Below are 14,803 nucleotides of genomic sequence, written 5' to 3' on the forward strand. Positions count from 1 at the left end.
TTTGATTTTTTTGATGCAGTGTAATAATTTCGCTTTTTGGTCATTCTATTCCCCTCTTATATTAGAAGAATAGCTCTTAAAAATACCTTTTTTTCGTCTAAAAATCCGCGCCTATATCAGTCTGGTTTGCCGAATTCGATCAGCGTTTTCTTGCTCCTTTATAGCTTGTTGATAAGCCTGGCTTAATTGGCTTAATGTCTCTTTTTCTTCCGCTTTGGGAAGTGAGGCGGACAGGACAGTTTGCACCTCGCTTTCGAATTTATCGGTTAATTTTGCTATTTCTGTTTCCCTGAGCATGATGGATTTGGCTTTTTCAGCATCTAAAACTTTTTGCGTAAAACCTATAATGAGTGCTTGCGCGAACTGGTTCGCTATTTCTTCTTCGAAGTTACGTTTGCAATACTCACCGTATAAATCTTTTATAGGAGGTTTAAAGCCTTGTCCGGCAAAATTAATGGCATTGATAACTTTTTGATTTAATTTGCTCCCTTTGTTGTCTAAGAGAGTCGGTAAAATATCGTCTAATAAAGATTTGGTATAAGCCCTTATCCCCACTTTCCCAATTTGGGCTGATATTTCCTCATAATCAGGCATAGGCCAATCCATTTGCTCAAATATTCGGGATAGCTTGCCCAGGCCACCATTGGCTTCCTGAAGAAGAGTTTGTGGATGATTTTCGGGTTTACTTTGCTCGGTTTTCTTTGTTGTTAAATGAATTGAAAGCTCGGTCTTCAGGCGCTCGGCAATGGCTTGTCCTGCAGATATTTTAGGTTCAGCATATTTTTGATGAAACAGCTTCCACTTGGACATAACAACCTCATTATTAATAAAGCTCATAGTTATTATAAACTATGAATATTAATGCATGATTAATTCTCTATCCGGTCTTCTTTACTAGCTTGACTGCAGAACTGGCTAGAGCGGGTCGAAGTTCAAGGAATGATAGACGGCTAGGGAGGGGGTAGTAAATGCACTAGAGCAAGTACCAAAACTTTAATATCTTATGGCTTGGCGTTCTTCATTGCGGTAGGTAGGAGGGCGAGAATCAATTACGTTGAAAAAATCTCTCATTAACGGATCCATCGTCCTCTTTTAACTCTTCTTTTTTCTCAATAGTAGCTAATCGAGTTTGGCATTCTGGGGCGATGAAATGAATACCGCGGATAAACCGCGGTATGTAGTGGTGTGATGCCAAGCTAATGTTTTACTTGGGCTTAAGGTTGGTATACTTCTTGTTGAATGCCACCCACCAACCACTCTTTAGAGTTTTCTAATTGACGGAAGTGCCAAATTTCATCTAAGGAATTAACTTCATTATTTTCTTTAATGGTTCCGGTAAAGCGAACACTGGCAATCATTGAATAAGATTGTTTAGAGACATCTAATAATTCAGCATTTAGATTAATGACTTCCGTAACATTAGGCTCATCACCGCGCTCATCTAATTGCATTTTAATCTCGCCAAAGACCTCAGGTAGGGTAAATGATTTTAGATCGGCTAAGTTTTTTTGATCGTAGGCTGCTTGGAGACGAATAAAAGTCACCTTAGCATCACGTAAAAAATTCTCGCTTACAAAGTCTGAGGTCTGTGTAGAGGCACTGCTATTGCCCGCATAGTATTGATTAAACGGACTGTTATGCGTGGTCTGCCTAAAAGGGGAAGCCTGAGCTGTCTGTGTTGCCGGTTGCATTCTACGACGGAAGAAATTAACGATGAAATAAGCGGCAGCTCCTAAAATAAGCCAGCTCATAATACCATTTGCAAAACCATTACCCATAAATAGGCTAGCTAATAAGCCGCCCACTAAGAGTCCGCCTAACATCCCGCCCCATTTACTTTTATTAAATTTTTGCCCGAGTGATGCGGTATTTTGGGTTTTATTGGAGGAAAAAAGACTGCTTTGCGAACGTTGAACTCCAAAGCTTCTACCGCCGCCAAAACGCTTGGCCGAAGCTTCGTTAATCATTAAACCAAAAGATAATAAAGCAATTAATGCACATGAAACTAGGTAACGCATGAGTTTGATCCTTTTCTATTAGGAAACTCTATTATACCTTAAAACTCCATTTTAAAAAATGTTTAGCCAATGCTCAGCTCAAGTCCACCTTTTCTAGCTTTAGAAAAGGTGCAAATGGTCAAATTGGGTGAGTTCGTTGTCTTCTTGACCCTTTTTAAGTGCTGGAAAAAGGCGATGGGACTGTCCGGGCACGGCTTTATAAGGACTGTAATGAATAGGATCTTGGAAAAACAGTTCATATTCATTCAGAATTCTTGCACCTAAATTTTCTTTACTTTGCTTTATTACTCGCTCAAGGCCAATATTGAGCCGAATTAAATAAAGCGCAAGCCCAGGGATGGGGGGATCGGGCATAAGAGTTAATGCGCGTTGGGCGATATCCAGATCGGCTAAAAGATAAGGGATGCTGCTTTTTATACCGTCTAAGTCCTCTTTTTCATTACTTAAGCGAATTAAGGTTTGATTTAGGGATGCATAAGCCACTAACTTCTCTCCTAAATTTACCACCTGAATTTTTAAGTCAGGAGCGTCAGGCTGTGCTAGCAAGGCATGCAATTTAGCGGTGAGGGATTGTTGGGCGAGCTTGGAAAGCGAAGGGTATACCGCTGCCATATTAGTGAGATAAGGTATGATGCTAATTTTTTGAATTAATTGCCTTATCGCCCGGGAATCTTGAAAATCCAAATCACTAATTAATTGCTTAATATCCTCTAGGCTATAGCCTCCTAATTCCCCCAGCACACGTAGGTTTTGTGGTTCATCACTCGCTAAAAAATAGCTCGTAAAATATTCAAGTTGTTTAATTAGACTCACTCTTAAATCTAGCTCATCCTCAAGCTCAGGGGGCGACTCTCCATTCTGGACAACTCGAGTTGTGAAGTCAGTAAACCATTGCTTAAGTCCCATTGGCCACTTGGTTGAAGAAAGGGCGTGGGCATCTACAAAATTTTGGTAGGCATCAAAGAGTCCATTAAGCTCCTCCAGCAACTCGTATTGCCCCGTAAAGCACCACATTAATTGATGCGTATTAAAGGGAGTCCAGTCATGCTCTTTGAGTATGCTTTCTAAATGGCTGAATAAGGGTAGAGTTTCCTCTCGTCGCTCTACTCCTTGTTGCACATTAAAATGGAGGCTTTGAAATTCAGCTAAAGACGCACACCATTGTGCATCGGACTCACTAACCAGGAGGGGTAAGCCGCCAATTAATTTACTATAGGGAGCCAAAGCATTAAAGCGCGCAGCTCCCTTTATTATCGGACTTAGCAAATAGACGTGACGCATGATTAGGCGTGCAATAGTTTCTTCCGGGTAAGTTTGGAACAATTCAAAGTGTTGCAGGTAGACGGCGTAGTAATATATTACAGCTTTTTTTTGGTTAAATTCCTTAATTAGCTCGGTCTTTTCAGTCTCATTTAAAGAGTTATAATTTGTCCTAAAATCTTTGAGCCAGCGGGTTAATTCGCTAGCAGCTGGTTTGATAGGTTCAACCCACAATTCTTCAAAAGAAGGAAGTGTTTTAATCGTTTTCTGTTGAAAAGGACTGGTCAAGGTGCTGGTATCAACGCTTGCTAAGGCCTTTTTAAAACGAGCCAAGGCTTCTTGGGGGGAGGGGCGTTGGTTTTTATTGGGATGAATTAAGCTTGCCATAAGGGCAATTAAGTCTATTTTTACGTCCTCAGCTAGGCTCATTGTCATAAATAAACCATCTAGAGACGGACTTTTTAACTCAGCCAATAATTCTTCCGGCTTTTGGCTTAGTTCCGCACGTTTTGAGCTTCCCGCAAGGTTTACCAGAATGTTATACAAGGCATAGAGATCACTTTCATAATTAAAGTCAATAGCTCTCCTCCCTAAGGCTGCGCGAAACATGGTCGCATCGTAATACCAAAGTCTACCGCGGTATTGTTTACTTTGATAGCTTTTATCTCCCTCGATCGCTTTAGCTACGCCAAAATCGACTAATTGCACCGTCCATTTCCCTGCCGCAAAATCAGCCATAATATTGCTCGCCGAAACATCGCAATGGACAATATGCTTGCCTTGATGCTTTCCATAGCTAAGCATACGGCTGAGTTGCTGGGGTATGTGTTCAAGCAGGGCGCAGGCTAGGCTTAAAAATTGGGCGGCATTTAATTTATTGGTGTAATAAGTCAACGGTTTTCCTGGGGCTCGCTCTAAATGTAAAAAGGCTTTCTCCTCGTCGATAATGGGGGAAAAATAAGCGCCTAAAAAATGACTCGCCAGGTATTGTTCACGATGAATGGCTCGAAGCGGTGCTGGCGGCTTATTGGGTTTATCGTGACTAGCGCAAGGGGCGAACTGTATTTTTTTGACTACAAAGGCTTGCTCACTAAAAGTTGCTTGTCCTTCTTTAAAAAGGATGGAGGCAAGGACAGGATAAATTTTGCCATATCCACCTTCTCCTTCGTGCGTCGGTTCAAAAATATCAATAATGCGTTGGGGCTTGGCATTATCCGCTAAAGCAGGTGCGAGGGTAAATTGAAGGAGGGGATGGGTTAAAACATAATGTCTGGTCCTACCTTCTGAATCCGTTAACGGGTAGCTTTTGTATTCGGCCAGTTTTCCCGAGCCTTGGCCTAAATTCTTCTCAACCAGCTGACAAGTAAGGGATAAATTTTCTGCTAAACAGGGGTTTAATAAAATTTGCTCGGGCATTGCTACCTACCTAGGGAATATAATAAAAGGGATTCGGCAGTTTAAATCCCTTTAATGCATATCCTCCTTTGATATCGCTGTATTGATCGCCAATAGAGGCAACGACCAGGTAGCCTTGGTCTTCAATTTTCTTTCTGCTGTTGGCTTTAAATGCAATAATTGACTGTTGTTTGTAGTCATCGGGGCGAACATAAATACCCGTCCAATTGTTATAACCGGCATCATTTAGATTTTTTTTGGTCGCTGCTAATTCAGAATTAAAACGCCCGGTGACAAAAAAGACTGCTACGCCATTCTTTAAAGCAGTGTTGTATAAAGCAAGAGTTGGTTTAAGGGCAGGTGAGTCCGCCGCTAAAATTTCTTGATGGATTTGCTCTAAATTTGCGGCAAAATCGCGCTTAGCGATCTTATCATAATTAGTGATACTGGTTTCATCAATATCTAATACCAAGGCTAATTTTTTAGTGCTTTTATGCTCTTTATGGTACTGCACTTGTTGGATAAGAAAGGCTTGGGCTTGCAGGATTTTTTGGGCTAATTCTTTTTCATATTCACCCGAATCGTGGTATTGGCGAATTTCCTTTTTAAGCAAGCTGTTGTTTAGCGGTTCGGCAAAAGTTGCGAAGGAAAATAGACTAATTATTATAACAAAGACATTGCGGACAATAATAGAGTTCACGTGAATAATCCTAGAAGAGCAGTGAGCGCATTATATCGGATTATTTTTGTTTGTCAATTGCGCAGTTTGCGCTTTGTTGTATCATCTTTGCGCATTCTGTAGGGAACTAAATAGTCTTCTTCCGCGTACTCAGTTATAATCGTTTTTAATGAATAAGAGTGTGCTTCTGTCATGCATTTGAAACAATTAAAATTAGCTGGTTTTAAGTCCTTTGTTGACCCTACTGTTGTTCATTTTCCTAGTCAATTAGTTGCTGTCCTTGGTCCTAATGGTTGCGGCAAATCCAATATCATCGATGCTGTCCGTTGGGTCATGGGAGAAAGTTCGGCCAAAAATTTACGTGGCGAGTCCATGACCGATGTTATTTTTAATGGCTCTTCTAATCGTAAACCCGTAGGTCAAGCCTCCGTCGAACTAGTCTTTGATAATAGCCTAGGTCGTTTAGTCGGGCCTTTTGCGAGCTATGGTGAAGTCGCGGTAAAACGTGTTGTTACCCGCGATGGTGATTCTAATTATTACCTCAATGGCAGCCGTTGTCGCAGACGCGATATAACGGATATCTTTTTAGGCACCGGTGCGGGTGCCCGTGGTTATTCTATCATCGGCCAAGGGACTATTTCGCGTTTGATTGAGGCCAAGCCGGAAGAACTTAGAACCTTCCTTGAGGAGGCGGCAGGTGTTTCTAAATATAAAGAACGCCGTCGCGAAACTTTGCAGCGTATTGGACAAACCCAGGAGAATCTTAACCGGGTTTCTGACATCAGGGAGGAGCTAGATAAACAATTACAACGCCTGGAGCGTCAAGCCAAAGCGGCTGAGCGTTATACCATTTTAAAAGAAGAAGAAGCCTTGTGTCGTGCTGAAATTATGGCTTTAAAATGGCAAGATTTTAATGGCCAACAACAGGTTAAACAAAAAGAATTATATGATTTAGCCTTACGCCATGAAGAACAACAAAGTGCTCTAACGCAAGTGCAAACCCAAAAAACAGCCTTAATTGAAAAATCTTATGAGGTGAACGAGCAGGTTCAAAACATCCAAAAACTTTTTTATCAAATTGGCACTGAAGTGGCCCGTCTTGAGGAGGGTATTCAACAGCACCACCGTGAGCAAAAACGTTTAGAACAAGATAAGCAACAACTCCAAAGTGATTGGCAAAATGCGCAAGAGCAAGTAAAACAAGATGAAGAACAGGTTTTGTATACCCAGCAAAAAGCGCAAGAATTACAAGCAAAATTAGCCTTGATCCATAAGGAACTGCAAGAGAATGAGCGTCTCTTATCGGAAGCTCAACAGCAGGGGCAAAGTTGGAACGAACAGTGGCAAGAAGCGCAAAACTCATGTAATGCAGTCAAAAGTGATTTACAAATTGTGCGCGTAAAAAAACAACATAGTGAACAAAACCGCCAACAACTTATTTTGCGTTTAGAAAAATTAGCACGTGATAAAAGCCATTTATCACCAGAGCATTTAGAGCAGAAACAGTGCCAATTAACTACCGAACACGAAGAGCTCCAAGCGCGTCAACTACTCGTTGCAGAACAATTAAAATCAAGTAATGAGCAAGGGGCTCGATTACGTCTTGCGGTGCACGAGCTGGAAAAGCAACTTCAGCTCTTACAAAAGGAATTTAATCGGCAAAACAGTGACTATGCTGCCTTAAATGCGGTACAAAAGGCGGCTTTACGCGGCACAAAGACTGAAGAGGGAGAGCATCCATGGTCCAAAAATGCTCGTTTAATTCAACAATTACACGTTGAGGAGGAATGGCAATTAGCTTGCGAGCGTGTATTAGCTGATGATCTTCAAGCTTTTATTGTAGAGGACTTTGGCCTTATTTGGTCCCAATGGTCAGAGTATAAAAAATTAGGGATAAACACCCTAACTTTAAATGAAATTACACCCAATCCATCTCATAAAACCCGCTTACGCGATAAAATTCAAGGCCCATTACCAGCAAGCCTTCCTAGCTTAGAGCATATTTATGCGGCTGAAACCTTAGCTGAGTTACAACAATGGCTTCCAGAACTACTAAATTATGAATCAATAATTACCCGTGATGGCACTTGGGTCGGGGTGGGGTGGATTAAATCCCTAACGCCTGCCGCCCAAGAGGACATGGGGCTTTTAGCACGGCAACAAAAACTCGCTGATTTGGCACTTATTGTAAATGAGCTGCAGCAACACATGACGCGTACACAAGTTGAGCGAGATAAGCAATATCAAGCTTTAGAGGAAGTGCTAAGCTGCAATCAGGAACTACAAAATGAATTGAATGGGGTAAATGAAGCGTTAAGGACTAGTACGCTCGGGGTAGAGAAAAATTTGCAAGAGCTCAATCACGTGAAACAGCTGTTAGCTAATTTTGGAACTCAGGAAGAGGAATTACAACAAAATTTAGAAGAGCTTAATTCTGATTTATGCGAATTTGCAGAAAAAGTATTTAGTTTAGAGGCTTTGCTTGAGGAACACGAACAACGTTATCTGCAAGCCCAAGCAGAAAGACAAAAACAAAATCATCATTTATCAGTCTTACAGCAGACGGTCGCCGAGATGCGCAAGCACTTGCACCAAGCCGAATTAGAGTTTGATCGTGAATTGACCAAAGGCCAACAACTAAATGATCGGATTAAACGCGAACAAGAACGCCTGATTATTTTGCAGGAACGTTTGGAGCATTTAGCCTCACTATGTGGTCAAGCCGCTGTACCAGAACGAGAAATGCAAGAGCGTTTGGCTGAATGTGTATTAAAGCATAATGAAGTAGAGCAACAATTAACTCAAGGTCGTGAACAGTTGTTACAAGTGAAGGTAGAAACAGATGACTTAGAGAAGAAAGTTCAGCATTTTGAGTTAGAAATAAAACAAGTCCATGAACAGATGGCTAAAGTAAGAATGCAAGAGCAAGAATTGGCCGTTCGTGCCAGTGCAATTCAAGAGTCTTTGCAGGAATTGAACTTAAATGCTGAAGTATTACTCGAAAGGATTCCATCAGGTGTTAATCAAAGTCTTCGTGAAGAAGAACTTATTAGCCTTAATGAAAAAATTAAACGTTTAGGGGCAATAAATTTAGCGGCCATTGAGGAATTTAAAAGCGAGCAACAACGGAAATTATATTTAGACGAGCAGCATGCGGATCTCATTGAGGCATTGGCGACCTTACAATTAGCCATCGATAAAATGGATAAAGAAACAAAAACACGTTTAGAAACGACTTTTAATGAAGTAAATTCTTCATTTAAAGCTCTTTTCCCCCGTCTTTTTGGTGGTGGTAAGGCGCAACTTGAATTAACTTGTGATAATCTGTTGGAAGCTGGTATTGTAGTAATGGCGCAACCACCAGGCAAAAGAAACTCCACGATTCATTTATTATCGGGAGGAGAGAAGGCCATGACTGCTGTAGCTTTGGTTTTTGCTATTTTTCAGTTAAATCCTTCACCATTTTGTATGCTTGATGAAGTGGATGCTCCTTTAGATGACGTAAATGTGGGGCGCTTTTGCGCTTTAGTAAAAGAAATGTCACAATTCGTCCAGTTTCTCTTTATTACTCATAATAAAGTAACGATGGAATTAGCAGATCATTTAATAGGGGTGACTATGCGTGAACCAGGTGTCTCACGGCTAGTCGCAGTAGATGTAAAAGAAGCGTTGACAATGGAGTAAATTATGCCGGCAAATTGGAGCCTAATTCTTAATATCCTCTTGTTAATAGGGGTTGTTATTGCCATTGGGCGTTTAATGAAAGCACGTCGGGAAAGCTTAAATTTTGATCGATATCAGCCACATACAGCCAAGGTGGATAACAGTCCCTATGATCGTCAACCTTTGCATGATGACATTATCGCTGTTCGTAAGGTAAATTCTGACGAGGTAGTATTAAGCGCACAACCTCAGCCAGAATATCGAGTGGAGCCAGAGAATAAGCCAGCTCCAGTAAAAAAAGCCACGCCTTCATTAATGAGTCACGAAGAACCGGTTCTCATTAAGGAGCCCGTTAAAAAGGTAGAAGTAAAGCAACAAGCTAAGCCTGCTGCTGCCACCATCATGATGTTTTTGTTAGCTAAAGAAAATAGAAATTTTGTTGGTTATGAATTATTACAAACCGTGTTAGCTTCTGGTTTACGCTATGGTGAAGGGCATTTATTTCATCGCCATCAATCATCTAATGGCCAAGGGCCAATCCAATGTAGTTTAGCAGCCGCTACAGCAACTGGCGTTTTTGATTTGCAGAACATAGGTGCATTTAGCGTTCGAGGTTTATGTTTATTTATGCAAGTGTCTAAAGATCCCCATGTTAACGCGGAGCGTTTTTCCGTGATGCTTGAAACCGCCAAACAATTAAGTGAAGGCTTAAATGCTCATCTTTTAGATGAACAGCGCAAACCTTTAAATGAAGAGCGTATTGCTCAGTATTATAGAACTTTAAATATTGAGCAAGAAGAGCATGAGTATGCTTAAATGGCTTTATTACGCTTAGAGTCAGGGGCAATCTATAGTTCGCTAACGAATATTAATCCCTTAATTGCCCCGCATGAGTTGGGGCAATTCGCATTAACTTATGAGGCGAGCCTAAAATTAGCTGTTCCGAATAATATTAAAGACCCTTCTTATTTATTTTCACTTATTCCGGCACAACTTGAACAATATTGCAAAGCTAAAGGTTTGACCCGTACGGGCGCTGCTTTTTTAAACAAAGAGGCTCCTGCCGGCTTAAAGCAAAGGGTTAAGGACAGCAGTCAACCGCACCTTGATTTCGGTGATGAAGTTCATATTTGCTTTGCAGGCTCATTAATCTTCTACTTCCAGACCCAAGAACAAGTCGCTTTAATCCTTGAGCCTGGAGAATGGCTTTTTATTAAAGCGAATAGCCCGGTTTGGGTAAAACCAACAGCCGATTATTTTTTTAGTTTTGTCAGCTACCATGCCGATAAAAAAGATCCCCTAACTAAAAATTACATTGAGTGTGTGGATAAAAAAATATTATAAATTAGCCCGAGTAAGCAAAGTTAGCGACTGAAGAAAAATACCTGCAAAAATTAGTTTATTTTAGGAGCATAGATATTTCTTTTTTATTACATAAAAGGCAGAATTAACTAATCTAAATAACCCCTCAGAATGGTTAGCAGATTGTTTTTAAATGAAATTAATTTTTTGAATAATGAAAGTTAAAAAACTCTGCGTATAAAACGGTATTTTTTTTAGGGAAAGCATGACTAAAATACATCAAGCGATAGCGGTAAGCTTTTTAGTGCTAGTAGGGAATTTTCTTTTTGCAGCGGTACCTGAAAAAAAGTGCAATAAAACGGATTGGAGTTGCCATGGTCCTTTTTATTTAACCGCAGGTTATGTATTTGCACATAATTTGTTTAATAAAAATCAATTGTCATTTTCTCCTCCTAACCGACCCTCGATAAATTTTACCCCTGCTAATGCTTATCCCAATAATTTTAGTGGTGTGCGTTTAGGATTTGGCTCGGGTCTTGGCACTAATCTCCCCTTTACCTATGAACTGGATTACACGCAATTATTCACTCAATCCCATACTACTAATAGCTTAAAAATTTCTCGTTCTACTAAAACTTTTGTAGGAATTTTAGGCTATGTTTTAAACCCTAAAGATAGATTAAGAACCAGTATCGTGGGGGGCGCATCTATTATTTCATCCTACATGACCCAAACCACCCTTGCTCCGCGGCACTATTTTTCACAGACTACCAATGCGGTTGATGTGGATCCTTTTTTAGGCGCTTCACTCTCTTATCAAATTAACTCTAAATTAGCCTTAAGAGCAGTTGAGTTTTATGATTTTGCGACTTACAACAAAAGCGCTACTGGTAATTTGGTTACCCTTTTAATGTTGAATTATTATCCCGCTTAAATTATAGGCTTTACAGGATACTCTCTGTTTAAATTAGGTAAAAAGGAGCGCTCTACTATTTTATTAATGCCTTTATCCTACACTTGATTAAGAATTAGACCTTAATTTGAGATGCTTAGGGTCATTTAATACACTATAATTTTTCTAATGAGATATTCACTCTTTAATGGATGGGTAAATGAAGAAGGAATTGGGATTATTTTCATCCAGAGCTATTATTTTTTTAATACTGCTTAGTCTTTATTATCCATTATTTGCCCAAGAACATTATACTGCACCCCAGCAATCTTTAATTAAAATTGGCAGTAGTACGGCTTTAGCGGGGCAGGCAAAACACCTTGGCCAGAACATGACCCTCGGAGAAAAAATTTATTTTGATAGAATAAATGCCCTGGGGGGTATTAATGGGCAAAAGTTATCCCTTATTGTTTACAATGATTCCTACGAGCCTTCGCAAACTGCACCGAATATGCGTAAATTAATTTTACACGATAAGGTTCTTGCTGTAATTGGTAATGTAGGATCGCCCACAGCAGTAGTTTCCGTGCCCATAGTGGAAGAGCTAAAAACACTCCTTTATGGTTGCTATGCTGGAGCTGAGGTGCTTCGTAAAAATCCTCCCGATCGCTATGTGTTTAATTTCCGAGCCAGTTATGCAGAAGAAACCGCGGCTATGGTAAAAGGTTTATTAAAAGCCGGAATTAAACCCGATGAGATTGCTTTTTTTACCCAAAATGATTCATTCGGCGATTCAGGTTACTTTGGCGCTATAAAAGCACTGAAAGAAGAAGGTTATCAAGATGCTGAAAAACTAGTGAATGGCCGATTCACCCGCAATACCTTAAATGTAGAGGAAGGACTATCAGAAATACTTGATGCGAAAAAAACACCCAAAGCGATCATAATAGTTGCCCCCTACCTCCCTGCGGCACGTTTTATTAAGTTGGCTATGGGAGATTTACCCCATGCCCTATTTCTTAATGTTTCTTTTGTAGGGAGCGATACCTTGGCAAAAGAGTTAGGGCCCTTAGTTGACAATCGCGTGATAGTAACCCAAGTAGTGCCGAGCTATGACTCTTCATTACCCGCAGTGAAAGAGTACCGACAAAGCCTTATGCGCTATGCTAAAGGTGCCCAACCGGATTACATCTCCTTAGAGGGCTACCTTGCAACCAAACTATTTGTAATGGCCTTACAACGCGCGAGCGATTTGAATAAACTGACGCGAGAAGGGCTTATTGATGTCCTAGAAGACATGCATGATGTGGATCTAGGGATTGGCATTCCCATCACCTATGATAAAAAAAACCATCAAGCATTGCATACCGTTTGGCCTACTATTTTAAAAAATGGGAAATTCACCTCTTTTGATTGGACTAAATTGCATTCTTTCATAAAAAATAAATAGAAGGGATAAAAAATGTACAGGAAACTAAAACTCTCATTGGTAAATGTCTTCCTGATATTTTATGTTCTTACCGTAATTTTCACCCTCATTCTTAGCGCGGCAGCTCTATATTTTAACCAGCATTTGATTCAAAACGAGAATCTCCTATTAAATGTCGCGGCAATCGAAAACGCCCGCTTTACTATGAGTAATGCCCGTACGCAATTTTTGGTAAGACAGCAAAGTATTTTGCGCGCCCACGAAGGAAACGAATTGTCTAACTTGGAATCCCGCACCGCGATGGAGGCTAGTTTTAGAGAGGGTGAACAGAAATTAGCTTCGGTTACTAATAAAATTTCTTCGGTGATGGAGGCACTAGAAAATCTTAAAGGGATTTATCGGGAGTTTTTGGACCTGGACGATCGCTTATTGGTATTGACCCGGTCCTTTTTAAAAGCCAAAAGCGAGTTGGCTAATCAAAAAAAGATTATTGAGCAGCAAATTAAAACTATTCTTAACCAATCCGAAAATATCAGCGGTATTTTAACCTATCAATACAAAAAGAATATACGCCAACTACGGGCTTATTTCCGCGAAGGAATACTACCCCAAAATGACTTGCTCAAAGGCATGTTGAGTGAGTTGATTTTAAGCAATACGGCAGATGCGCATCGTATTAATGAACGGGTTAATATAGAGCTTACCCAGCTTATGGCTTTAATCGCAGAAATTGCGGATGAAGAAAACTCAGATGAATTAAATAATCTAAAAGGAAACCAATTGTTACAATTGCTTCCTTTGACACGCAGTAATTTGCAACAATTAACTAATTTATTAAAAGAAAATCCTCAACTCTATCAGTCCTCCTTGAATCTGAACAAGGAATTTAATGTCGTGGTGGATCAATTAATTAAAGGGCCTGAGAGTATTATTTCTTTACGGCAAGAGCTTAATGCTCTGCAACTGCAATTACATAAAAATCATGTGCATGTACAACAAAACTTAGCCGCGCTTTCACTCCAATTTGTTAATTTAGACAAAATTGTAAAAAAATTAAAAGACCAAGCCTTACAGACCTTTCATAAATTAATTGCGACCAACCGCATTATCATGATTGTATTACCGCTTAGCATTCTTTTATTGATAAGCATAGTAGGGTATTTCTTATATCACGCTATTTCTAAATCATTACGTAATTTAAGTGCGGCCATGCATGAGATCAGTAAAGACACCGCTGGATTAGAGCTTCGTTTAAACATGACGCCTTATGATGACCTTAATCGCGTAGTTAAAACCTTTAATGACATGGCGGAAAGCCTCCAATATACTCAAGAGCATTTACACGAATTAGTTGAATCAAGAACCATGCAGCTAACCAGCGCAAATCAAAATCTTGAAAAATTAGTCGTGCAATTAAACGAAGCCAAGAAAGACTCTGAAGTAGCTAATAAAGCAAAATCCGAATTTATTGCCAATACCAGCCATGAATTACGTACGCCTCTTAATGCCATTATTGGGTACTGTGAATTATTGAAAGAAGAAATGGAGGATCTTGGCGAGGAAGCTTATATGGCTGATCTAAAAAAGATTGAGTCCTCAGCTAAACATTTATTATCGTTAATTAATGACATCTTAGATTTATCAAAAATTGAAGCGGGTAAAATGGATATTTTCTTAGAGGATGTCAAAGTTCCTGAGATGATCAAAGATCTTGAGGCGATAATTACGCCTTTAATGAGTAAAAATAACAACAGTTTTAAATGTGAGCTTGATTCTAAGGTTGATGTCATGCATACCGATTTGGTCAAATTACGGCAATGCCTTTTAAATTTAATCAGCAATGCCGCAAAATTTACTAAAGAAGGCACCATCACATTGGTAGTGAAGCCTTTGGTAAGTGCGGGAAAATCTTATATGCAATTTGCGGTAAGTGATACCGGTATCGGCTTAACACCAGAACAATTAGGTAATCTATTCAAAGCATTTTCTCAAGCAGAATCATCAACAACCCGTCGATTTGGGGGGACCGGCTTAGGCTTATATCTTACTAACTCATGTTACGCACGGTCAATTTTAAGCTGCCATATTTTTAAGCTCCTGCCAAGCAATCTGGTTCGCTCTAAGAATCAATTTGTACTTAATAGCAAAGTGATTTAAATGAGTTT

At 39.9% G+C, this 14,803-nt stretch carries 10 protein-coding genes; 6 read left to right on the forward strand and 4 right to left on the reverse strand.

Annotated features, from left to right (window positions below; all coding sequences use genetic code 11):
- Positions 1-111: 111 nt before the first annotated feature.
- The 4 genes from ELY15_RS09090 to ELY15_RS09105 form a co-directional block, all read right to left on the reverse strand.
- Positions 112-810 carry a hypothetical protein gene (locus ELY15_RS09090; protein WP_127099355.1) on the reverse strand — a complete coding sequence of 233 codons (699 nt, stop codon included), beginning with the start codon at positions 808-810 and terminating at the stop codon, positions 112-114.
- Positions 811-1,214: 404 nt separating this feature from the next.
- Positions 1,215-2,018, reverse strand: a complete 804-nt coding sequence (locus ELY15_RS09095; RefSeq protein ID WP_127099356.1) for a Tim44 domain-containing protein — start codon at positions 2,016-2,018, stop codon at positions 1,215-1,217.
- Positions 2,019-2,117: 99 nt separating this feature from the next.
- On the reverse strand, positions 2,118-4,694 hold the full coding sequence (locus tag ELY15_RS09100) for a protein kinase (RefSeq protein ID WP_127099357.1): 2,577 nt from the start codon (positions 4,692-4,694) through the stop codon (positions 2,118-2,120).
- 10 nt (positions 4,695-4,704) lie between these two features.
- Positions 4,705-5,373: an HAD family acid phosphatase gene (locus ELY15_RS09105; protein ID WP_127099358.1), complete on the reverse strand. Its 669-nt coding sequence runs from the start codon at positions 5,371-5,373 to the stop codon at positions 4,705-4,707.
- 171 nt (positions 5,374-5,544) lie between these two features.
- Here ELY15_RS09105 and smc point away from each other — a divergent pair, with 171 nt between their 5' ends.
- The 6 genes from smc (at position 5,545) to ELY15_RS09135 (ending at position 14,795) form a co-directional block, all read left to right on the forward strand.
- Positions 5,545-9,036, forward strand: coding sequence for a chromosome segregation protein SMC (gene smc, locus ELY15_RS09110; protein WP_127099359.1), 3,492 nt, complete (start codon positions 5,545-5,547; stop codon positions 9,034-9,036).
- 3 nt (positions 9,037-9,039) lie between these two features.
- The gene (locus ELY15_RS09115) at positions 9,040-9,831 is read left to right on the forward strand and encodes a cell division protein ZipA C-terminal FtsZ-binding domain-containing protein (RefSeq protein ID WP_127099360.1); all 792 of its coding nucleotides are present in this window, start codon (positions 9,040-9,042) and stop codon (positions 9,829-9,831) included.
- A complete protein-coding gene (locus ELY15_RS09120; RefSeq protein ID WP_127099361.1) occupies positions 9,832-10,359 on the forward strand; it encodes a cupin domain-containing protein in 528 nt (175 codons plus the stop codon). It abuts the gene before it with no gap.
- A 223-nt stretch (positions 10,360-10,582) separates the two neighbouring features.
- Entirely contained in the window at positions 10,583-11,251 is a 669-nt protein-coding gene (locus ELY15_RS09125) for a hypothetical protein (RefSeq protein WP_127099362.1), read from the forward strand.
- Between the two features lie 178 nt (positions 11,252-11,429).
- Positions 11,430-12,659 (forward strand): ABC transporter substrate-binding protein, encoded by a 1,230-nt coding sequence (locus tag ELY15_RS09130; protein ID WP_127099363.1) that lies wholly within the window; start codon positions 11,430-11,432, stop codon positions 12,657-12,659.
- Between the two features lie 12 nt (positions 12,660-12,671).
- Positions 12,672-14,795, forward strand: coding sequence for a histidine kinase dimerization/phospho-acceptor domain-containing protein (locus tag ELY15_RS09135; protein WP_127099364.1), 2,124 nt, complete (start codon positions 12,672-12,674; stop codon positions 14,793-14,795).
- Positions 14,796-14,803: the final 8 nt, after the last annotated feature.

Origin of the sequence: Legionella sp. km772 (genome assembly GCF_003989735.1) — a bacterium.
Lineage (GTDB): Bacteria > Pseudomonadota > Gammaproteobacteria > Legionellales > Legionellaceae > Legionella.